The sequence below is a fragment of the Herbidospora galbida genome (assembly GCF_005233835.1).
Classification (GTDB): Bacteria; Actinomycetota; Actinomycetes; order Streptosporangiales; family Streptosporangiaceae; genus Herbidospora; species Herbidospora galbida.
In genome coordinates this window covers 59,546-81,704 of record NZ_SZQA01000015.1, presented here as the reverse complement: position 1 = coordinate 81,704, position 22,159 = coordinate 59,546, and the positions used below count along the sequence as shown (strand labels likewise).

Genomic DNA, 22,159 nt, shown 5'->3' with positions numbered 1-22,159 from the left:
TCAAGGAGTTCCCGTGCGGCGTGCCCTGTCCTTAGGCGTGGCCTCGATCGCCACCCTCGTCCTGCTCGCCACCCCCGCCTCCGCCACCCCTCCCGGCATCCCGTCCTACTCCACCGCCGTCAGCCAGCTCAACGCCCTGACGGTCGCCAACGAGGCCAACGCCGGGTCGTACGACCGCGACCTGTTCCCGCACTGGAGCACCGTCTCCGGGGCGTGCAACACCCGGGAGCAGGTGCTCAAGCGCGACGGCAGCGGCGTCGTCGTGAACTCCTCGTGCGCCGCGACCTCCGGCAGCTGGTACTCGCCCTACGACGGCGCCACCTGGACGGCCGCCTCCGACGTCGACATCGACCACATGGTCCCGCTGTCGGAGGCGTGGAAGTCGGGCGCGAACGCCTGGACCACCAGCCGCCGTGAGCAGTTCGCCAACGACCTGTCGAGCCCGCAGCTCTGGGCCGTGACCGACAACGTCAACCAGGGCAAGGGCGACAAGGACCCGGCGGCGTGGAAGCCGTCCAGGACCGCCTTCTACTGCACCTACGCCAAGTCGTGGATCGCCGTGAAGTACAAGTACTCCCTGAAGCTCCAGTCGGCGGAGAAGACGGCCCTGAACTCGATGCTCGGCTACTGCTGATCTCTGGCCGCGAGGGGGCCGGTCCGTCCGGCCCCCTTCAGCATCTCCTGGCCGATGAGGTCGTCGGGGAGCGCGTCGGGGATCCGGTCGTCGAAGTGCCAGAGCACCTTGATGAACCGGGCCACCAGCACGGCCGTCGCCATGACGAGCGCGAACAGCACGTACATGAGCGCGATCCCGCGTCCCTCCCCGGTGCCGATGACGAGCCCGACCGACCCGGCCAGCAGGCCGCCCTCGGCCATGAGCGGCTCGAACAGGGCGGTGCCGTAGGGGGCGACCAGGCCGTAGCCGATCGGCAGGGTGGAGAAGGCGACCAGCTGGTTGAGCGCGAAGACCCGGCCGTGGAACCGCTGCGGGACCTTGACCTGGATGATCGTGTTGTAGATGCCGTTCAGGACGGTCAGCGAGAAGAACATCCCGAACACGCCGGCGGCGATCACGACCAGGTTCTCCTGCGCCCCCACCACGACCGCGCCCGCCGACAGCGCCACCGTCGACCAGAGCTGGCCCCGCAGGCGGCGCCGTCGCGGGCCGCCCCAGATGGTCATGAGCAGGCCGCCGACGAACACGCCCAGGCCGCCGGCGAAGGTGACCCGGCCGACGTCCTGGAGGTCGCCGAAGCTCAGCACCAGCGGCGAGACCAGCAGGAACAGCGGCGACATGAACAGGTTCACCACGGCGAAGAAGAGCAGCATGCTGCGGATGCCGCGGTTGCCCCAGGTGAACTTCAGGCCGTTGACCAGCTCGGTGAGCAGCGGCTCGCGCCGCCGCCAGCCCATCGTCTTCGGGAACCTGACCAGCAGCACGGTGACGATGGCGACCGTGTAGCTGACCACGTCGATGACGAGGATGCCGCCGAGCCCGACGACCGACATGAGCCCGGCCGCCGCCAGCGGCGGCACGAGGTTGGCCAGGCCGCCGACCATGCCCATGAGCCCGTTGGCGTGCCCGAGGAACCGTTTCGGCACGATCTGCGGGATCGCGGCGGCGTAGGCGACGCGCTGGAAGGTGAGCGCCAGCGACAGCAGCACCAGCAGCGGGTAGACGTGCCAGACCATCAGGTTCCCGGTCCACACGAGCACGCCGAGGGCGAGCTGGGTGCCGCCCGCCGCGACGTCGCTGGCCAGGATGACCTTCCGCCGGTCGAACCGGTCGACCACGGTGCCCGCGAGCGGCGCGGCGAGCATGCCGGGCACCAGCGCCAGCACCGAGAACAGCGCGAAGTTCACCAGCGAGCCGGTGGTCATGTAGATCCACAGCGGCAGCGCGAACTCGGTCAGCGCCGACCCGGTGATGGAGACGAGCTGCCCGGCGGCCAGCGCGGCGAAGCGCCGCATGCTCGGCTTCGGCCCGACGTGGACGTCGGGACGCGGCTCCCCGTCGCCCGCCGCGCCGAGGGTCGACAGGCCCTCCAGCCACCAGGTCTCCTCGCCCGTCCGCTTCTCGAGGGTCTCGGTCGCGCCGGCCTCGATGGCCCGGTGGGTGTGGGTGACGATCGTGGCCAGCTCTTCGTTGCGGTACTTCACGAAGTAGTGGGCGGCCTCGTCGAGCACGACGCAGGCGGTGGTCTCGGCCACGCAGTGCCATTCGCGGAAGCGCTCCTGGTAGTACTCCATCGCGGGGTCGCGCTCCCCCACCACCGCGATGACCGGGGCCGACAGCGGCGGCAGCTCCTTCTCGAAGACCTCGGTGAAGTACTCCTCGGCCTCCCGGGTGCCGGTCCTGCGGTTGGCCACGATGAGCTTGAGCTCCTCGTGGTCGAACTCGGTGACGTCCAGGCCGGCGGCCGACAGCGCGTTGATGCGGCCCTGGTCGCCGCCCAGCTCCTCCAGCCAGGTGCCGATCCGGGAGAACGGGCCCTTCGGGCGGGCGAACGGGAAGGCGCCGCCCAGGTAGACGGCCTCGGGGGCGCGTCCGGCGGCCTCCAGGTGGCGGGCCGCCTCGATGCTGATCATGCCGCCGAGGCCGCAGTGGCCGTACAGGACGATCGGGCCGTTGACCTTGGCGAGGATCTCGTCGGCGTACTCCTTGGCGACCTCGTTCATGGGGCGGGGCTCTTCGCCGAGTTCGTTGCCCGGTACGGCCAGGGAGAACAGCGCCCAGTCGTCGGGCAGGGCGTCGGCCAGCGGTTTGTAGATGATGGCGCTGCCGCCGCCGTAGGGGGCGCAGACGACCGTGGCGCGGGCCGGTCGCGAGGGGGTCAGGCGGTGCAGCAGGCCGCCCGCCGCCTTCTCCGTCGACGGGTCGAGGAGGCGGGCCAGGTCGCGCACGGTCGGGTGCTTGAACAGGTCGAGCAGGGTCGCGACGTGCCCGGCCTTGCGCAGCCGGGCCACGACCTGCATCGCCAGCAGCGAGTGGCCGCCGAGGTCGAAGAAGTCGTCGGTGACGCTGACCCGCTCCAGGCCCAGCACGGCGGCCCAGATCCCGGCGACGAGTTCCTCCAGCTCGGTCTCCGGGTCGGTGAACTCGGCCGCCGGCTCGACCACCGCCGCCGGGTCGGGCAGCGCGGCCCGATCGACCTTGCCGTGCGACTTCAGCGGGAGGCGGTCGAGCCAGACGTACCGGGCCGGGACCATGTAGTCGGGCAGGCGGTCCTTCAGCCAGGCGCGCAGCGCGGCGGTGTCGCCGACCCCGGCCAGGTAGGCCACGAGGCGCTGGTCGCGGAGTTCGACCACCGCCTGGGCGATGCCCTCATAGCCGCCGAGGAGGGTCTCGATCTCGCCGAGCTCCACGCGGTAGCCGCGCACCTTGACCTGGAGGTCGCGGCGGCCGAGGAACTGCAGCTCGCCCGACTCCAGCCATCTCCCCAGGTCGCCGGTCTTGTAGAGGCGGGCTCCCGGGGGGCCGTACCGATCGGGGACGAACTTCTCGGCGGTCAGCGCCGGACGCCCGAGGTAGCCGCGGGCCAGCCGTGCGCCGCCGAGGTGGATCTCCCCCGGCATGCCGATGGGTACCGGCCGGCCGTCGGCGTCGAGCAGCCGCACCGTCGCGCCCGGCAGCGGCCGGCCGATGGGCAGCAGGCCCTTCTCCGCCGCGCCGACCTCGTGGGTCGTCACGCCGACGGTGGCCTCGGTGGGGCCGTAGTGGTTGACGACCCGGACGTGCCGGGCCAGCCCGGCCGCCCATTCGGCCGGGGCCGCCTCGCCGCCCAGGATGAGGAGCTTGCGGGGCAGCAGCTCCGCCGGGTCGGCCTCGGCGAGGAGGGCGGCCAGGTGGGAGGGGGTGATCTTGAGGTAGTCGGGCGGATAGAGCCGGAAATATCCGGCCAGGTCGGGCGCGGCCGTCTTCGGCGGCAGCAGGTGCAGGCAGCCGCCCGTCATCAGCGACAGGTAGAAGACCGTGATGCCGAAGTCGAAGGCGAGCGACTGGAGCAGCGCGAACTCCGAGCCGGGCTCGACCGCGAACCGCTCCCGCACCCCCGACAGGTAGACCAGCACCTCCCGGTGCTGCACCGCGACGCCCTTCGGCCGCCCGGTCGTCCCGGAGGTGTAGATCACGTAGGCCAGATCGTCGGGCGTCACCGAGGTCGGCGGCGCGGTGTCGGCTCCCCCGCCGTCGAGGAAGATCCCGGTGACCCCGTCGGGCTGCAGCTCGGGGGTGGTCACCGCGAGGGCGATCCCGGCGTCCTCGATCATGTACGCCGTCCGCGCCGCCGGCAGCTCGGGATCGACCGGCACGTAGGCCGCCCCCGACTTCAGCACGCCCAGGATCGCCACGGCGATGTCGGCCGACTGCTCCAGGCAGACCGCGACCCGGTCGCCGGGGCGCACCCCGTGCTCCACGAGCCGCCGGGCCAGGTGGTTGGCCTGCCGGTCGAGCTCCCGGTAGGTGAGGGTGTCGTCGCCGAACACCACGGCCGGGGCGTCGGACACGGTGACGACCTCGTGCAGCAGCGTCGCGTCCGTCGGCCGCGGGGCCGTCGACTCGCCGAACGCCAGCACCCTGGCCGCCTCGCCCGCGGGCAGCAGGTCGAGGGTGGAGATCGGCGCGGTCGGGTCGGCCACGATCGAGCGGAGCAGGGTGGTGAACGACTCGGCCAGCCGTTCGACCGTCGAGGCGTGGAACAGGTCGGTGCAGTAGATGAACGAGGCGCCCATCCCGGCGGGCCCCTCGTAGAGGTAGAGCGCCAGGTCGAACCGGGCGGCGGTCACCTCGGCCGAGAAGCCGGTGACCTTGATCGCGTCGGCGCCCGCCGGCCCGGTGTGGTAGTTCTGCAGCGCGAACAGCACCTGGAAGATGGGCGTCCGGCTGACGTCGCGTTCGACGTTGAGCTCGTTGACGAGCTGGTCGAACGGGAGCTCCTGGTGCGAGAAGGCGTCGAGCGCGCCGTCCTTCACGCGGTCGAGCAGGTCGGTGAAGGCCGGGTCGCCGTCGAGGTCGGCCCGCATGGCGAGGGTGTTGACGAACATGCCGACCAGCCCGTCGAGCTCGGGCTGGCCGCGCCCGCTGACGGGGGTGCCGACGGCGAAGTCGTCCTGCCCCGACCAGCGGCCGAGGAGCACCTGCAGCGCCGCCAGGAAGGTCATGTACGGCGTCGCCCCGCGCGCGTTCCCCATCTCGGTCAGCGCGGCGACGAGGTCCGCGTCGAGCCGGAACCCGTGTCCGGCCCCCTTGGCGCTCTGCTCCGGCGGCCGGGGCAGGTCGGCGGGCAGGTCGAGCGGCGGCAGGTGGGCCAGCCGGTCGCGCCAGTAGTCGACGTCGGCCTGGAAGACCCGGCCCCGCTGCCAGAGGGCGTAGTCGCCGTACTGCACCGGCAGCGGCGGCAGCTCCCTCCCGGCGAGCACGGTCAGGATGTCGCCCAGCAGCACGTCGCCCGACCAGCCGTCGGTGACGGCGTGGTGGGCGGCGAGCTGGAGCACGTGCCGGCCCTCGGAGATCCGCACGAGCGTGGCCCGCAGCAGCGGCCCGGTGGCCAGGTCGAACGGGCGGGCCAGGTCGGCCGAGATCAGCCGCCGGGCCTCCTCGGCGTCGGCGGCCTCGCACACGGTCAAATCGACGGCGGCCTCGTCGTCGATGACGAGTTCGGGCAGGCCGTCGTCGCTGGTGGTGAACCGGGTGCGCAGCGTCTCGTGCCGGGCGGTGACCAGGGTCAGCGCGTCGCGCAGGGCGTCGGCGGAGAGGTCGCCCTCCAGCCAGACCGCGAACGGGACGGTGTAGGCGGTGGTGCCGGGACGGTACTGCTCCAGGAACCACAGCCGTTCCTGCGCGTGCGACAGCGGCGGGACCACCCCCGGTTCGCGGGGGACGATGACGGCCTTGGCGGTGCGGCGGCGGAGCCGCTGCTGGAGGAGGGCCCGCTTGGCGGCGGAGATGTCCTGGGTCATGACTCCTCCAGCAGGGCGAGCGCCTCTTCGTCGGACAGGTCGCCGAGCTCGGCCAGCAGCAGGTCCTCGACCGCCTGGCCGAGGGTCTCGACGGTGGTGTGCGTGAACAGGGTCCTGATCGGGACCGTGATGCCGACCGTGCTCTCCATGCGGGCCGCGACCCGCACGGCGAGCAGCGAGTGCCCGCCGAGCTGGAAGAAGTCGTCGAACGCGCCGATCCCCTCGACGCCCAGCAGCTCACTCCAGACGTCGGCGACCAGCGCCTCGGCGTCGGACCGGGGCGCGACGAACGTCTCCTGCCGTCGGGGTTCTGGATCCGGCAGCGCGAGCCGGTCGAGCTTGCCGTTCGGGGTCAGCGGCAGCGCGTCGAGCGGGACGAACACGTTCGGCACGTAGCCGGCGGGCAGCCGCTCGACCAGCCGCTCCCTGAGGCCGTCGGCGTTCCCGACGACGTACGCGACCAGCACGTCGCCCTTGACCGCGACGGCGGCCCTGGCGACGCCGTCGAGGGACTCCAGCACCGATTCGACCTCGCCGAGCTCGATCCGGTGCCCGCGCAGCTTGACCTGGTCGTCGTTGCGGCCCAGGAACTCCAGCGTGCCGTCCCAGTTCCACCGGACCAGGTCACCCGTGCGGTAGACCCCGCCGACGAACCGCTCGGCCGTCAGCTCGGGCCGCCGCAGGTAGCCGTCGGCCACCCCGAGCCCGCCGATGACGAGCTCCCCGGGCGCCCGCGGCGGCACCGGGTTCAGCCCGGCGTCCACGACCGCGACGGTCGTGTTGCCGATGGGCCGCCCGATGGATGTCTCCCCCGGGTCGTCGGGGACCTCCCACGCGGTCGACCAGATGGTGGTCTCGGTCGGCCCGTAGACGTTCACCAGCCTGCCGGTCCTGGCCTTCAACTCCCGCGCCAGCCCGGACGTCAGCGCCTCTCCGCCGACGAGCGCGGTGACCCGCGGGATGTCCCCTTCGAGCAGCACCCGCCAGCCGGAGGGCGTGGCCTGGACGTGGGTGACCGCGCTTTCGGTGATGAGGCGGCCGAGCGCCGGCCCGTCGAGCGCGATGCCGGGATCGGCGACGACGATCCGGCCGCCCGTGACGAGCGGCAGGTAGAGCTCAAGCCCGGAGATGTCGAAGGACAGCGAGGTGAGCGCCAGCCAGACGTCGTCGGGAGACGAACCGAGCAGCTCCCGCATCGAGACGAGGAAGTTGAGCAGCGCCCGATGCGGAACCACCACCCCCTTCGGCTTGCCGGTGGAACCGGAGGTGTAGAGGACATAAGCCGGATCGTCAGGCGACGGCCCGCCCGCTGTCTCTGGATCTGGCACCGTGGAAACGGTTGGCGCGGCGACATGCCCGCCATCGTTCGCGCCGCCCGAGATTTCGGGACGTGGAGAGGAAGCGGATCCCGGGATGTCGAGGCGGATGACGGGCAGCTCCCCGCTCCCCCACGGTTCGCGATCCGCGAGGAGGGCCTTGGGCCGGGCGTCCTCCACGACGAAGGCGATGCGGGCCTCGGGATAGGCCGGGTCGAGGGGCAGGTAGGCCGCGCCCGCCTTCATCACCGCGAGCATGCCCGTCAGCGCCCGCACGGAGCGTTCGGCGAGGATGGCGACGACGTCGCCACGGCCCACGCCGAGTCCGGTCAGCCGTGCCGCCAGTGCGTCGGCCGCCGACAGCAGGTCGCGGTAGGTGAGGTCGTCCACGGCGATGCGGTCGCTCGGGGTGATCAGGTCCAGGAGGGTGCCCTCGGGGAGGGGGAGGTCGGGTCCGCGGCCCCATTCCGCCAGGGCCGCGTCGTCCTCCGGGGTGCGCATCGTGAGGGCCGACAGCGGGGTGGTGGGGTCGGCCGCGATCTCGTACAGGCAGGACAGGAGGCGGGCGGCGAAGCGGTCGACCGTCGAGGTGTCGAAGAGGGCCAGGTCGTAGTCGAAGACGAGGTTCAGGCCATCGGCGACCGGCCAGACCGTGAGGGTCAGGTCGAAGGCCGTTTTGATGGCGCCGGCGTCGTAGGGCTCGTGGCGCAGGCCGCCGAAGGTCTCGGGGAGGTTCCCCTCCGAGGTGTGGCTGTGCAGGATCAGCATGGTCTGGAAGAGGGCCGACTGGCCGAGGTCGCGGCGGACGCCCAGCACCGACTTGAGCCGTTCGACCGGGACGTCCTGGTGGGCCAGGGCGTCGACGAGGGTGGCCCACGTGCGGCGGAGCAGGTCGTCGAAGCCGGGGTCGCCGCTCAGGTCGGCCCGCAGGACCAGGGTGTGCGCCAGGTAGCCGATCACCGACTCCAGTTCGACGCGTTCGCGGGCGGCCGTCGGGGAGCCGACCGCGAAGTCGTGCTGGCCGGTGTGCCGCGACAGCACCGCCTGGTAGGCGGCGAGCAGGACCATGAACAGCGTCGTGCCGCTGTCGCGGCCGATCGCCTCCAGCCGCGCGACCAGGTCGGCGGGGGCCTGGACGCTCAGCTCCGCGCCGATCCTCGCGCCGTCGAGGGGGCGCGGGCGGTCGAGGGGGAGTTCCAGGGCCGGTACGCCGGCCAGTTTGTCCTTCCAGTGCGCCAGCGCCGCCGCGCCCTCGTCGAGGGCCTCCCGCCGGAGCTGCCACAGCGACACGTCGCCGGCCTGGACCGGGAGCGGGGGGAGGTCGGCGCCGTCGTACAGTGCGGCTTCGTACAGGGCGGCGAGTTCGGTGATCATCACGTTGACCGAGTAGCCGTCGGCGACGATGTGGTGCATCGCGACGCAGAGCACGTGGTCGTCGGGGCTGATCTGCACCAGCGTCGCCCTGACGGGGGGAGCCGCCGCCAGGTCGAACGGGGTGTTGACGAGTTCGGCGCAGAAGTCGGCGACGGCGTCCTCGGGCAGGGCGATCCACTCGATCGTGCCGCCGCCGGGCGGGTCGATGACCAGCGTCGGGCGGCCGTCGTCGGCCGGGAAGCGGGTGCGCAGCGACTCGTGCCGGTCGACCAGGGCGCGGTAGGCGTCGGCCAGCCGGGCCAGGTCGAGGGGGCCGTGGAGACGGCGGGCCAGGTACATGTTGCTGGAGGCGTCGCCGGGGTCGAAGTGGTCCATGAACCACAGGCGTTCCTGTGCCGCCGACAGCGGCACGGGGGTGCCGGGCTCGCGGGGTTCCAGCGGGACGACGCCGGGGTCGGCGCCGATGGCGGCGGCCAGTCCGGCGACGGTCGGGTGGGCGAACAGGGCCCGCACCGGGACCGGCACGCCGAACGCCTTCGACAGCAGGGCCGCCGCCCGGGGAGCGAGCAGGGACCGGCCGCCGAGGGCGAAGAAGTCGTCGTCGGCACCGACGTCGCCGACGCCGACGACCTCGCCGAAGACGCGGGCGATGCGGCGTTCGGCGGGGGTCTCGGGGGCCCGGTGGGTGCGGGTCACCGGGACGGCCTCGACCCTCGGCGGGGTCGCAAGGCCCTCCGCCCGCCAGGCCGCCCCGCCGAGGGTGACGCCGGGGAACAGCAGGTCGGACAGGGGCCGGTCGGGGGTCTCCACGACGGCCGCAAGCAGCGCGGCGAACCGGGCGGCCAGCGCCTCGACGCGGGCCGCGTCGAACAGGGCCGAGTCGTAGGTGAGGTCGAGGGCCAGGGTGTCGCCGGAGCGCCAGGCGTCGACCGCGAGGTCGTAGCGGGCCGGGACGTGGTCGAGCGGGAACGCCTCGCCGAGCGTTTCGGGCAGGGTGTCGAGGTTGAGCACGGTCTGGAAGAGCGGCGCCTGGCCGAGGTCGCGGCCGAGGTCGAGTTCGGCGAGCAGGCGTTCGACCGGCACCTCCTCGTCGGCCATCGCGGCCAGCACGGTCGCCCGCGCCCGCGCCAGCAGCCCGGCGAACGTCGGGTCGCCCGACAGGTCGGCGCGCAGGACCAGCACGTTGCCGAGGCGGCCGAACACCGGCTCCAGCTCGACCCGGCCGCGCCCGGCGGTCGGGGCGCCGACGGCGAAGTCGTGCAGGCCGGTCTCCGCCGACAGGACCGCCTGGTAGGCGGCCAGCAGCACGGTGAACAGGGTGGTGCCCTGGCTCTGGGCGAGGGCTTCGAGCGGGGGGATCGCGAGCTGGGTGCGTACGACGGCGCCTCTTCGCGCCGCGACGGCGGGGCGGGGACGGTCGGCGGGCACGTTGAGCACCGGCAGCCCGTCGAGCCGCTCGCGCCAGCGGGCCAGCGCGTCGGCGCCGAGCCCGGCCGCCTCCCGGCCGCGCTGCCAGGCCACGACGTCGCCGTGCTGGATCAGCACCGGCTCGCGGTCGGCGGCGAGGTCCTCGGCCAGGACGTCGAGCGACCATTCGTCCCCGGCGATGCCGTGGAAGACCACGCACAGCACGTGCTCGCCGCCGACCCGCACCAGCGCGGCCCGCACCGGCGGCGCGGCGGCCAGGTCGAAGGGGGCGTTGACCCGCGCCGACAGCAGCGCCCTGGCCTCCTCCTCGGTCTCGGCGCTCAGCCGTTCGAGCGGGAGCGGGAAGCGGTCTTCGACGACCGCGACCGGTCGCCCGTCGGCGTCGGGGAAGCGGGTGCGCAGGGCCTCGTGCCGGTCGACGGCCCTGTGGAGGGCGCGTTCGAGCGCGTCGGGGTCGACCGGGCCGCGCAGGCGGCGGGTCAGATGCAGGTTCCACGACGCGTCGCCGGGGTCGAAGCGGTGCAGGAACCAGAGCCGTTCCTGCGCGGGCGACAGCAGCACCGGCGACCCGGCGGGCCGGGGCTCCAGCGGCACTGACACGGTGTCGAGCCCGTCGAGCACCGCCGCCAGCGCCTCGACCGTCGGCGCCCCGAACAGCTCCCGGACGGGGATCTCCACCCCCAGCCGCCGGGTCAGCCGCGCGGTGACCTTGGTGGCCAGCAGGGAGTGCCCGCCGACGGCGAAGAAGTCGGCCTCCGCGCCGACCCGGTCGAGCCCGAGCACCTCGGCGAACGCCTCGGCGACGACGCGTTCGGTCGCGGTGCGTGGAACGATCTCGCCCGCGCTCTTCGCGGGCGCCGGGAGGGCCAGCCGGTCGACCTTGCCGTTGGGGGTGAGCGGCAGCGCGTCGAGCGAGATCACGATCGACGGGATCATGTACGCGGGCAAACGCTCTCTCAGCGCGGTCAAAAGAGCGGCGTGGGCCGCCGCACCGACCACGTAGGCGACCAGGACCTCGTCGTGGACCGCCACCACCGCCTGGCCGACGCCGTCGAGCTCCTCCAGCACGGTCTCGATCTCGCCCAGCTCGATGCGGTGGCCGCGCAGTTTCACCTGCGTGTCGGCCCGGCCGAGGAAGTCGAGGCCGCCGTCGGCGCGGCGGCGGACCAGGTCGCCGGTCTTGTAGAGGCGCTCTCCCCCGGCGGTCGGCACGAACCGCTCGGCGGTCAGCGCGGGCCGGTTGAGGTAGCCGTCGGCAACGCCGAGCCCGCCGATGTGCAGCTCGCCCTCCTCCACCGGCCGCCCGTCGTCGTCGAGGACGTGGACGGTCGTGTTCAGGATCGGGGTGCCGATGCTGACGTGCGAGGGGTTCTTCGGCACCTCCCACGCGGTCGACCAGATGGTCGTCTCGGTCGGGCCGTAGACGTTGACCAGCCGGGCGCAGCGGTCGGCGAGCCGCCGGGCCAGCCCGAGCGGCAGGGCCTCGCCGCCGACCAGGCCGGTGACGTTCCCGGCGAACCCGGCGTCGAGCAGGACCCGCCAGCCCGACGGGGTCGCCTGGACGTGCGTGACGCCCTCGCGCTCGACGAGGTCGCGCAGCCGCGCGCCGTCGCGGGCGGTCTCTGCGTCGGCGATCACCATCCGGCCGCCGGTGACCAGGGGCAGGTAGAGCTCCAGGCCGGAGATGTCGAACGACAGCGACGTGAGGGCCAGCCAGACGTCGTCGGGTCCGGCGCCGAGGAGCTCGCGCATGCCGGTCAGGAAGTTGAGCAGGGCCCGGTGGGAGATGACGACGCCCTTGGGGCGGCCGGTCGAGCCGGAGGTGTAGAGCACGTAGGCGCGGGCGTCCCGTCGTCCGCCGGCGTCACCGGTCGCGCCGTCGACGTCGAGCACCGGCCCCCGGAAGGCCGGGAGGCTGTCGCGGAGATGCGGCCTGGTCAAGGCGGCCGCAGCCCCGGAGTCCTCCAGAACCATCGCGATCCGGGCGGCGGGGTAGCCCGGATCGAGGGGTAAGTAGGCCGCTCCGGCTTTCAGGACGCCGAGTAACGCCGCGACCATCTCGGCCGATCTGTCGACGTAGAGGGCGACGAGGTCACCGGGCCCGACTCCGGCGTCGGCGAGGCGGCGGGCCACTCCGCGGGCGGCGGCGTCAAGGTCGCCGTAGGTCAGCGTGCGGTCCCCGCACACCACCGCGACCCGGCCGGGCGACGCTTCCGCGTGGGCCTCGAAGAGGTCCAGGAAGGCCGGGACGTTCGTCAGGGTGGTTTCGATCATGCAGCCATCTCCCAGGGATGAAACAGGACTTCTCCGCGATCAAGGACTTCGGCGACAATCGCGGGATGACAGTGCCCGAACAGGCCGACAAGCGCCGCGCTCTCGTCGCCAAGCTGCTGGCGCGCAAGGCCGCCCCGCAGGGGGTCACCCCGGTTCCGCGGGACGGCGGCCCGCTCCCGTGCTCCCACGAGCAGCGCCGCATCTGGCTGGCCCAGCAGTCCGACCCGGCCGCCGCGCCCAACGTGACGCTGGGCGTGGCCCTTTCCGGGCCGCTCGATCTCCTGCGGCTGGCCGAGGCGTTCGCCGCGCTGGTCAGGCGGCACGAGGTGTTCCGGACGACGTACACGGAGGCCCCGGAGCAGGTCGTCCACGGCGCGCTGCCCGCGCCCCTGGAGTACCTCGACGTCACCGACATGCCCGACCCCGAGGGAGCGGCCCTCGACCTGGCCCTCGCGCGGAGCGGCGAGCGCTTCCCGGTCGGGCAGGGCCCGCTGCTGCGGCTGACGGTGTTCCGGGCAGGCCCCGCCGAGCACCGGCTGTTCCTGGTCTGCCACCACATCGCCGCCGACGGCGGCTCGCTGGGCGTCGTCGCCGACGACCTCGCCGCGCTCTACTCGGGCCTGCCCCGGCCGGAGCTTCCGATCCAGTACGCCGACTACGCGGCCTGGTCGACCCAGCGCGCGGAGACGAGGATCGCCGACCGGCTCCCCTACTGGCGCGACCTGCTGAGCGGCGCCCCGGGCCCGCTCTTCGAGAGCTCCGCCGCCCACGTCAGGGGAGGCCGGGCCGGGACGACCGCCGCGATCAGGATCGGCCGGGAGACCGTCGACCGGCTGCGGCGGCTCGGAGACGGCCCGACGACGCCGTTCGTGGCGCTCTGCGCGGCCTATCTGACGCTGCTGCAGCGGATGACCGGCCGGCGGGACCTGGTGACCGGGATCGTCTCGGCCTCGCGCACCCGCCGGGAGCTCGAACCGGTCGTCGGCACGTTCGTGAACATGCTGCCGCTGCGCGTCGCGCTGCCCGCAGGGCTGGGGTTCCCCGCGCTGCTCACCAAGGTCAGGGAGGCCGCGGCGGGGGCGCTGGCCAACGAGATCCCCTTCGACACCCTGGTCTCGCGGGCGGGCGTGGCCCGGATCCCGGGTGTGCATCCGGTGTTCCAGACCTCGTTCATCCACCGGGACGACCCGAAGCCCCCGCCCACCTGGCAGGGCCTGGAGGCCCGCGTCTGGGACCACGAGGTCGACGACGCCGCGCTCGACCTGATGCTGACCGCGACCCCTCGGGGCGACGAGTACGAGCTCGCCTTCACGGGCAAGCTTGACCGATTCTCCGCAGGTCAGGTCAAGGAGCTGCCGGTCGTCTTCCGGGAGTTGCTGGAAGAACTTCGATGACGGGCCCGGCACCCGCGCATTGGATCACGCCGGGCATGGGCGGCGGTAGCGCCGTCTCACTTACCGGCACAGTCTTCAGAGCCTGAATGACGTGAGGGCGTGCGGGGGCCGGTGGGAATGGCGCACCGGCCCCCACGCCGTCGCCCGGATCACGGTGACGCGGGCGCGCGCCGCCCGTGGGTCACGCCGCGGTCCGGGACGGGGGTGCGGGGGCCGGCGGTCAGGACACCGGCGCCCCGCATGGTCCTACTTCTCCTGGTGCTCGGCGCGGTCGCCGCTCCAGTCGGTGTGGTAGACGCCTTCGCGGTCCACACGGTGGTAGGTGTGGGCGCCGAAGAAGTCGCGCAGGCCCTGGATCAGGGCCGCCGGCAGGCGGTCGCGGCGCAGGCCGTCGTAGTAGGCCAGCGCCGAGGAGAACCCGGGCGTCGGGACCCCGATCGAGGCGGCCGTGGAGACGACCCGGCGCCAGGCGCCCTGCGCCTCGGCCAGCGCCTCGCTGAAGGACGGCGAGGCCAGCAGCGTCGGCAGCCCCGGGTCCTTGGCGTAGGCGTCGCGGATCCGGTCGAGGAACCGGGCCCGGATGATGCAGCCGCCCCGCCAGATCGTCGCCATGTCACCGAGGTTGATGTTCCAGCCGAACTCCTTGGAGGCGGCGGCCATCTGGTCGAAGCCCTGGGCGTACGCCACGATCTTCGAGGCGAGCAGGGCCTGCCGGACGTCGTCGACCAGCGAGTAGTTCGGCGCCGAACCGATCGGGCCCTCAAGGTCGCGGGCGGCCTGGCGGCGGGTGACGTCACCCGAGAGGCCGCGCGCGAACACCGCCTCGGCGATGCCGGTGACCGGCACGCCGAGTTCGAGGGCGTTCTGGACGGTCCACCGGCCGGTGCCCTTCTGCTCGGCGCGGTCGGCGACGACGTCCACGAACGGACGGCCCGTCTTGGCGTCGACGTGGCCGAGCACCTCGGCGGTGATCTCGATCAGGTAGGACTCGAGGTCGCCCCGGTTCCACTCGGTGAAGATCTCCGCCAGCTCGCCCGGGGAGCGGCCGAGCGCCTGCCGGAGCAGGTCGTAGGCCTCCGCGATGAGCTGCATGTCGGAGTATTCGATGCCGTTGTGGACCATCTTCACGAAGTGGCCCGCGCCGTCGGCGCCGACGTGGGTGCAGCAGGGCACCCCGTCGACCTTGGCCGAGATGTCCTCCAGGATCGGCCCGAGGGACTTGTAGGCCTCGGGCGAGCCGCCCGGCATGATGCTGGGCCCGTTGAGCGCGCCCTCCTCACCACCGGAGATGCCGGTGCCGACGAACAGGATCCCGCGCTCCTTCAGCGCCGCCTCACGCCGCCGGGTGTCGGTGAAAAGGGCGTTCCCACCGTCGACGATCATGTCGCCGGGTTCCATGTGGGCCGCCAGGTCCTCGATCACGGCGTCGGTCGACGGACCGGCCTTCACCATGATGATCGCCTTACGGGGTTTCGTGAGCGACGCCACGAACTCCGCCGTCGTGCCCGTCGCGACGAACGCGCCCTCTCCGGCGTGGTTCTCGACGAGCTCCTGGGTCTTGCTCTCGGTGCGGTTGTGCACCGCGACGACGTATCCGTGGTGGGCCAGGTTCCTCGCGAGGTTCCGGCCCATTACCGCCAGGCCAGTGACCCCGATGTCGGCCGTGCCCAAAACGTTCTTGTCCATGCGCCGCTCCTATCCTTCCGGGCAGCTCAGTAACCGTACATGCCGCCCGCTGACGACGTCGGCGTGGTGGCCGCCGACGGCTTGGGCGTCGCCGACGCGGACGCCGACGGCGCCGGCGTCGACAACGCGCCGGGCAGCGGCCCGGCGTCAGACGGCCTCAGCACGCCCAGGAGGCCGTGCTGCGCCTTGTCGATACCCGCCGCGAACCATACAGAGTTCTCTCCGCCGTTCGTCGCAGTGCCCGGCTCCAGATCCCACAGACCCTCGAGCTGGATCGCCTGCCCGTTGGCCTGCCGCAGCGGGCCGAGGTAGCGACCGGTGCGGGCGTTGTAGGCGTTGACCAGCCCATCTCCGAAGTTACCCACCAGAACGGCCCCGGCCAAGGCGCCGAATCCGCGCGGCGCCCGGATCATCGCCCACGGCGCGTTCAGCGCGCCGCGGTTGGCGAAGCGGCCGAGGAAGCGCCCGTTGGCGGAGAAGCGGGAGACGAACCCGTTGCCCTGGCCGGGCACGGCCTTGCCGGTGGCGGCGTCGCGCTTGGCGTACGCGACCATGATCACGTTACCGACGACCTCGACGTTGAACGGCGCGTAGTCGGCGGGCATGCGCGGGTCGCGGAACTGCGAGCGGGACAGCCGCACCCGGTCGAACTCCGAGTCGTACACGTGGATCTTGCCGTGCGAGAATGAGGGGGCCAGCAGGAAGGCGCCCCGGTTGGTGTTCATCACCGCCAGGCCCTTGTAGTCGGCGTTCTTCGTGAACGCCGCGATGACCGCGTTCTTGGGGTTGACCTCGGCGTTCCATGCCGTGATCGCCCCCGAGGGGCTGGCGAAGATGAAGGTCGCGGGCTTGTCCTTGATCAGGAACTCTTCCTGCGACGTGTTGACGACCTGTCCGGTCGGCGTGCCGCCCGGAATGGCGACCTCGGTCTGCTCCTTCTTGGCGTTGCCGGAGTAGACGGTCGCGACACCGGTGCCGGCGCCCGAGACCCACAACGTCTTACCCATCGCCAGCCCCCAGGGGTTGACCAGCTTGGGGTCGGTGACGGGGGCCTTGCCTGGCACGTCGGAAACCAGGTTGACCTGGGCGAACCTGTTCGACCTGCCGGCCGACCCGGTAGCCTTGGCAGCGGGCTTGGCGACGGCGGCCGGTTTGGCCTGCGGGGCCGTCTGGGCGCTGGCGGGAATGCTCAGGGGGGTGCTCAGAACGAGCGTCCCGGCGGTGAGCACGGCGACGCGTGAACGCATCTGGTGGTCTCCTTCGAGGGGCCTTCTCGGTTCATGACCTAAGGTGCGGAGGTTCGCGAAGCTCCCTTACGGGCGGAGATACGCGGCCCCTCCCGAGAGGGTTCAGAGGAATATCACCGGCCTATAAACCTAGTAAAAGGGTAGGGTTTGTCGAGTTAACAAGCAGGCAAAGCCGCTTTGACCCCTCCACCTCGCTGTCTATCGTCGACGTGTGATCCTTGGAGACTCCGGAATGTTCCTCCCCCAGCCTCAGCGCTCCGTCGTGGCGATCCCCCCGCCGGGAGACGGCCCCGGCTTCTGGGCCGGCGCACCGAGCGCCGTGGTGACGCCCGACGGCACGATCTACCTGGCCTACCGGTTGCGGCGCCCGATCGGCGAAGGCCGCGGCTACGCGATCCAGATCGCCCGCTCCGACGACGGCGAGCGCTACGAGCCGGTGCTGACGATCACCAAAGACCAGATGCGGACCGAGTCGCTGGAGCGCCCGACGCTCGTGCTGACCCAGGAGGGCGCCTGGCGTCTCTACCTGAGCTGCGCGACCTACGGCACCAAGCACTGGCGGGTGGAGCTCCTGGAGGCCGACCGCCCCGAGGACTTCGACCCGGCGACCGCCCGCGTGGTGCTGCCCGGCGACCTCAAGACCGGCGTGAAAGACCCGGTGATCGTCCACCACGGCGGCCAGTGGCACCTGTGGGCGTCCTGCCACCCGCTGGAGGTCGCCGAAGAGGCCGACCAGATGGTCACCGACTACGCCACCAGCCCCGACGGGCGCGACTGGTCGTGGCACGGCACCGCCCTCGACCGCCGCCCCGGCGCCTGGGACTCGCGCGGCGTGCGCATCTCGGCGGTCCGCTTCACCGACGACGGGGTGCTGGCCTACTACGACGGCCGGGCCAGCGCGGCCGAGAACTACGAGGAGCGCACCGGCGTGGCCACCGGCCCCGACCCCTCGACCCTGACGGCGGTGGGCGTCCACCCGCACGCCCAGTCACCCCACGGCGGCCTGCGCTACCTCGACATCCTCGACCTGCCGGGCGGCGGTCAGCGCATCTTCTACGAGTGGACCCGCCCCGACGGCGCCCACGACCTCCGCACCGAACTGGTCTAGCGAGAACCCGCGTCACGGCCCTCGTCGGGCGCGGGTCGTCTTTTTTCCGTTACGGCTCCGCCCACCCCGGCACCGACGCCCGCCCCCGCCGGCCGCCGCACCCGGCGCCGGCCACCGCTACCGCGGGCGTCCGTTACGGGCCTGGCCCTGGCCGTCGGGGCGGTGGCCGACCTGGCCGCCCGAGCGGTCGCGGGGCCGGATCCAGTCGGAGAAGTCCTCCCCCGTGACCTCTTCGAGCAGCTTGATGTCCTCGGTGAAGTACGGGATGAGCTCCTGCCGCTGCTCCCACGTCAGGGGCCGCCGGGCCTTGCCGTCGCGCTGGAGCACCCGTGCGAGCGGCGCGGTCAGCACCTGGCCGCCCAGCCGGTCGCCCACCCGCACCACCTGCGACAGCACCTGGTGCAGGACCGTCTCCTGGGGGTGCACGGTCACGTTCTCGCGGGGGACCTCGGAGATCAGCCCGGTACGCACGCCGAGGTGCCCGCAGATGCGGTCGAGGGTCTCCGCCGGGCGGTCGAGCAGGTCCCGGTAGCGGAAGACGAGCACCTGCTCCTCGGTGAACAGGTCGTAGAGGTCGCGCAGCTGCTCGCCGTACTTGCCCAGGCCGACGTAGTGCCAAAAGGGGGCCCAGCCGGCCCTGATCCGCTCGGGCTCCCGGGCGCAGGCCTCGACGACGTCGCCGACGGGCTCCAGCCCGGCCGACCACAGGTGGGTCCAGTTCGAGTGGGCCCGCTCGACCGGGTCGCGGACGACCACGATGAGCCGGGCCTCGGGGATGAGCGCCTTGATGCGCCGGTGGGCCTCGCGGTCGTACAGGTAGAACGGGGTCGACTCGCCGTTCAGGTATCCCGGCCGGAACAGGGCCTCGTAGCGGTCGCGGCGCCAGACGTGCTCGCGGTAGGTCTCCGCGTCGCCGGGGCCGCCCTTCTCGGGCGGCGGCCCGTCCGAGAGGAAGAACTTCGGCTCCTTCACCGCGGCCAGATGCAGGTCCGGGTGGGCGTTGAGCGCGGCGTGCAGGGCGGTCGTGGCGGCCTTCGGGGCCCCGATGACCAGGAAGCCGGGCAGAGTCACACTAACCTCCACTTTTCCTACAAACTTAGTATGGAATTGGTCCTCCTTCAACGTCCCGGCCCTTCCCACGCTACGTGGGGATCACCGGCGGTTGGCAACCAGATCTGCGCCAAGGTATTCACAATAAGTAATCAAGCGATTACTCTTGGTAGTAACAGCAGGTCAAAAGCCTGCCTGGTACGTAAGGAGTGAGATCATGGATCTCGTCAAGCCCGCCGTCCTCGCCGCAGCGACCGTGTTCTGCCTGGCCCTCCCGGCCGGCGCGAGCACCGCGCTCCCCGCAGCCGCGTCCTCCGCCGTGGCCGTGACCGCCGCCCCCTCCACCGTCCACGCCGGGCAGACCGTCCGGCTCCGCACCAAGGCGTGCCCCAACCGGCCCGGTTACGCCTACTCGCCGGCCTGGGGGCGCAGCGTCACGCTGCTGCCCAACGGGGTGCGGGCCACCGGGACGGCCACCGTCTGGTCGGGCACGAAGCCGGGCACCTACTCGGTCTCCGTCGCCTGCCAGGGCCAGACCTATCCGACCGCGTTCGGCTACCTGACGGTCGTGGCGGCCGGGACCTCGGTGAAGTACCGGGTCCAGCACGTCCGCAAGGGCAGCCACCTCAACGTCCGGTCGGGACCGGGCCTGGGCCATCGGGTGGTCGGCAAGCTGAAGTGGAAGGCGACCGTCCAGGGTTCCCCGGTCCGTGAGAAGGGCTGGGTCAAGGTGACCACGAAGAACGGCACGACCGGCTGGTCGTACGGCTACTACCTGCGCCGCGCCTAGCCGGTCACCAGATCGTGGGCCCGTTCGGGTACGTCCCCGGCCGAACGGGCCCGCCTCCTGCAGGTCAGCGCGGCCAGCGCCGTCGTGATCGGCACCGCCGCGACCAGCCCGATCGTGCCCACCATGCTCCGGACCAGCTCCTGGGCCACCACCGGCCCGGCCAGCACCTCGCCCAGGGGCTCGTTCCCGACGCTGATGAGCAGCAGCAGCGGGAGCGAGGCTCCGGCGTACGCGAGCACGATCGTGTTGATGACCGAGGCGATGTGCGCCCGCCCGACCCGGGTGGCGGCCCGGTAGAGCTGCCGGGCCGTGTATCCCGGGTTGGCGTGGGCGAGTTCGGCGACCGTGGCGGCCTGGGTGACCGTGACGTCGTCGAGGACGCCGAGCGAGCCGATGATGATGCCGGCCAGCAGCAGGCCCTGGGTGTTGATCTGGTGGCTCGTCCCGAGGAGCCAGCTGCTGTCGTCGCTCACCCCGGTCAGGTGGGTCCAGTCGATGGCCAGCAGCGACAGCAGGCCCGTGAGGGCCAGGCTGACCAGGGTGCCGATCACGGCGACCGAGGTGGGCACGCTGACGCCGTGGGTGACGTACAGGACGATCAACATGATCGCCGCCGCGCCGACGACGGCGACCAGCAACGGCGGCTGCCCGGCCAGGATGGCCGGGAGCACGAACGTGAGCAGCAGCCCGAACGTGATCGCGAGCCCGATCAGGGCGGTGATCCCCTTCCACCGCCCGAAGGCGATCACCGCCAGCGCGAACGCCGCCCCGAACAGCCACAGCGGCGACGAGCGGTCGTGGTCGGAGACGGCGTAGGTGCCGTCCTGCAGGTCGAGCACGACCACCTTGTCGCCCTCGGCGAACGTCGCCGACCCGGGCGCGGTCGGCAGCATGGCGGTGACCTGGTGGAACACCGAGAACTCGACGATCGCCTTCTCGCCGGACACCGAGGTGATCACCCCGGTCGTCTCGGGCAGCTGCGGCTCCTGCGTCTTCTTCACCGCACCCGGCCACAAGAGCACGAGCGCGACGAGCGTCGCGGCCGCCAGCGGCAGGATCACGGCCAGCACGGCCAGGACGGTAGTGCGGTCGGCGGGCGCGGCCGGCCCGTGCGAGTGCCCCATGGCGAGGAACAGTAGCTCAGGCCGACATGATCGCGACCCCCAGGCACATCTCGTCGGCGGTCCCCTCGCCCCACACCACGTAGCGGGCCGGCTCCTTCTCCAGTTGCGGCAGCATGCTCCGCAGCTTGGCGTCGTGGGTGCAGGTCACCCGCACCACGTCGCCCTTGCCCACCTTCACCGGCGTGGGCAGCGGGCGGAGCGCCTGGTCGTCGAAGTTGTACTCGGGGACGTCGAGCAGGGTCCGCGCGTCAGGCTTGCCGGGGTTGAGCTCGACCTTGATCGACCGTCCGAGCAGGTGCATGTGCCCGGCCAGGGCGTGCAGGAGCCCTTCCTGCGGTACGGGGATGTCGCAGTGCTGGGTGGGTCCCGGTTTCGCCGGTCCGCACATCTCGGTCAGGAAGCCCGGCGTCCGGGCCGACTCTTCGCCGAAGCGGCGGCCGATGTCCTCGACGGCGGCCTTCCGGTCGCAGAGCGGCCCCGACTCCTCGGGGGTGCAGGGCAGTTCGACGGGCCCGGCGAACAGGGCGGTGCCGAGGGGCTGGAGCTGCTTGTCGCTGACCCGCAGCCGGATGGCCGACTGGTCGGCCCCGGCGCCCGCCCGGGTGTTGTAGTGGACCTGCATGACGAGCTGGCTGCCCGGCGGGATCGGGTGGCCGTACTTCGGGTCGAGCAGCGTCTCACGGTCGCCGGGCGCCCAGTGGGCCACCCACCCGGCCTGCCTGACGCCCGCGTCGGCGAAACAGGTCCAGCCCTGGCCGGGGGCGGCGGCGTCCATCTTCTTGGCCTCGGCGACCTGTTCCGGGGCCAGCCGGAAGAAGATCGCGTGGTGCACGATGGCCAGGTTGAGCGGCTGGAACTGCGCCCCGGTCAGGAAGCCGGTGCCCTGCGTGCCGGGGTCGATGAGGAAGCACCGGTAGTCGTCGGACCCGCCGTTGGGTCCTTGGGGGGTGTACGGCTCCGGCATCGTCAGCGTGACGAACCGCTCGCCGTCGCGCAGCGGCAGCGCCGGGGCCTTGGAGGCCGCGTGACCGTGCTTGGGTGTGGCGGCGGGCGGCGCCGCCGTCTCCTGCGTTCCACAGGCCGCCGTCACCACTAAGACCAAGAGCGCGGCCAGACTTCCCCGAAGTCGATTCATGCCTTCAACGCTCACGCACGGGGAGCCGCGCCGCCATCATCCTTCGGGAGGTGCGCATCGTCCGTTCGGATGGGCCGTCATGTCGACTCCCGGATGACGAGTTCGGCCGGCGGCACGATCGAGGCGAGCGGGCCGCCTCGAAGTCGTCGTAACCGGCCACCGCGACGTCCGAGCCCGATGTGGTCGCCGTCTTCGCCGCCAACGGCCTGATGGCCGCCGGCGCGCTCCAGACGCTGCGCCGGGCCGGTCGGTGGGCGGCTGGCAGACCTGGCAGA

11 protein-coding genes are annotated in these 22,159 nt (G+C 72.3%); 4 read left to right on the top strand and 7 right to left on the bottom strand.

Features of this window, described 5'->3' with window-relative positions; all coding sequences use genetic code 11:
- Nucleotides 1–13: 13 nt before the first annotated feature.
- Nucleotides 14–634: an HNH endonuclease family protein gene (locus FDA94_RS17130; RefSeq protein WP_170990988.1), complete on the top strand. Its 621-nt coding sequence runs from the start codon at nt 14–16 to the stop codon at nt 632–634.
- On the opposite strand, the gene FDA94_RS17125 is transcribed toward FDA94_RS17130, so the two are convergent.
- Both FDA94_RS17125 and FDA94_RS17120 read right to left on the bottom strand, forming a co-directional pair.
- A complete protein-coding gene (locus tag FDA94_RS17125) occupies nt 625–5,958 on the bottom strand; it encodes a non-ribosomal peptide synthetase/MFS transporter (protein WP_137248066.1) in 5,334 nt (1,777 codons plus the stop codon). The genes FDA94_RS17130 and FDA94_RS17125 overlap by 10 nt on opposite strands.
- Nucleotides 5,955–12,350 carry a non-ribosomal peptide synthetase gene (locus FDA94_RS17120; protein WP_137248065.1) on the bottom strand — a complete coding sequence of 2,132 codons (6,396 nt, stop codon included), beginning with the start codon at nt 12,348–12,350 and terminating at the stop codon, nt 5,955–5,957. Before FDA94_RS17120 ends, FDA94_RS17125 begins: the two co-directional genes overlap by 4 nt.
- 17 nt (nt 12,351–12,367) lie before the next feature.
- Between FDA94_RS17120 and FDA94_RS17115 the strand changes: the two genes are divergently transcribed.
- Nucleotides 12,368–13,744, top strand: coding sequence for a condensation domain-containing protein (locus FDA94_RS17115; RefSeq protein ID WP_137248064.1), 1,377 nt, complete (start codon nt 12,368–12,370; stop codon nt 13,742–13,744).
- Nucleotides 13,745–13,990: 246 nt separating this feature from the next.
- On the opposite strand, the gene gndA is transcribed toward FDA94_RS17115, so the two are convergent.
- Both gndA and FDA94_RS17105 read right to left on the bottom strand, forming a co-directional pair.
- Nucleotides 13,991–15,430 (bottom strand): NADP-dependent phosphogluconate dehydrogenase, encoded by a 1,440-nt coding sequence (gndA, locus tag FDA94_RS17110; RefSeq protein WP_137248063.1) that lies wholly within the window; start codon nt 15,428–15,430, stop codon nt 13,991–13,993.
- Between the two features lie 26 nt (nt 15,431–15,456).
- On the bottom strand, nt 15,457–16,677 hold the full coding sequence (locus tag FDA94_RS17105; protein WP_137248062.1) for a TIGR03118 family protein: 1,221 nt from the start codon (nt 16,675–16,677) through the stop codon (nt 15,457–15,459).
- 211 nt (nt 16,678–16,888) lie between these two features.
- Between FDA94_RS17105 and FDA94_RS17100 the strand changes: the two genes are divergently transcribed.
- On the top strand, nt 16,889–17,785 hold the full coding sequence (locus tag FDA94_RS17100; protein ID WP_246059979.1) for a glycoside hydrolase family protein: 897 nt from the start codon (nt 16,889–16,891) through the stop codon (nt 17,783–17,785).
- 117 nt (nt 17,786–17,902) lie between these two features.
- Here the strand turns inward: FDA94_RS17100 and FDA94_RS17095 are convergent, their stop codons facing one another.
- Nucleotides 17,903–18,856 (bottom strand): sulfotransferase family protein, encoded by a 954-nt coding sequence (locus FDA94_RS17095; protein ID WP_137248060.1) that lies wholly within the window; start codon nt 18,854–18,856, stop codon nt 17,903–17,905.
- A 196-nt stretch (nt 18,857–19,052) separates the two neighbouring features.
- Between FDA94_RS17095 and FDA94_RS17090 the strand changes: the two genes are divergently transcribed.
- Nucleotides 19,053–19,625 (top strand): SH3 domain-containing protein, encoded by a 573-nt coding sequence (locus FDA94_RS17090; RefSeq protein WP_137248059.1) that lies wholly within the window; start codon nt 19,053–19,055, stop codon nt 19,623–19,625.
- Here FDA94_RS17090 and FDA94_RS17085 read toward each other — a convergent pair.
- Nucleotides 19,622–20,749, bottom strand: a complete 1,128-nt coding sequence (locus FDA94_RS17085; protein ID WP_137248058.1) for a YibE/F family protein — start codon at nt 20,747–20,749, stop codon at nt 19,622–19,624. The two genes, FDA94_RS17090 and FDA94_RS17085, sit on opposite strands and share 4 nt — an antisense overlap.
- Before the next feature lie 16 nt (nt 20,750–20,765).
- Entirely contained in the window at nt 20,766–21,884 is a 1,119-nt protein-coding gene (locus FDA94_RS17080; protein WP_137248057.1) for a monooxygenase, read from the bottom strand.
- Nucleotides 21,885–22,159: the final 275 nt, after the last annotated feature.

What these genes read in the sequence shown, in the direction of transcription:
- gndA (WP_137248063.1), bottom strand. Translation starts at nt 15,430, where the DNA reads ATGGACAAGAACGTTTTGGGCACGGCCGACATCGGGGTCACTGGCCTG.
- FDA94_RS17085 (WP_137248058.1), bottom strand. Translation starts at nt 20,749, where the DNA reads ATGGGGCACTCGCACGGGCCGGCCGCGCCCGCCGACCGCACTACCGTC.
- FDA94_RS17125 (WP_137248066.1), bottom strand. Translation starts at nt 5,958, where the DNA reads ATGACCCAGGACATCTCCGCCGCCAAGCGGGCCCTCCTCCAGCAGCGG.
- FDA94_RS17090 (WP_137248059.1), top strand. Translation starts at nt 19,053, where the DNA reads ATGGATCTCGTCAAGCCCGCCGTCCTCGCCGCAGCGACCGTGTTCTGC.
- FDA94_RS17105 (WP_137248062.1), bottom strand. Translation starts at nt 16,677, where the DNA reads ATGCGTTCACGCGTCGCCGTGCTCACCGCCGGGACGCTCGTTCTGAGC.
- FDA94_RS17115 (WP_137248064.1), top strand. Translation starts at nt 12,368, where the DNA reads ATGAAACAGGACTTCTCCGCGATCAAGGACTTCGGCGACAATCGCGGG.
- FDA94_RS17080 (WP_137248057.1), bottom strand. Translation starts at nt 21,884, where the DNA reads ATGAATCGACTTCGGGGAAGTCTGGCCGCGCTCTTGGTCTTAGTGGTG.
- FDA94_RS17120 (WP_137248065.1), bottom strand. Translation starts at nt 12,350, where the DNA reads ATGATCGAAACCACCCTGACGAACGTCCCGGCCTTCCTGGACCTCTTC.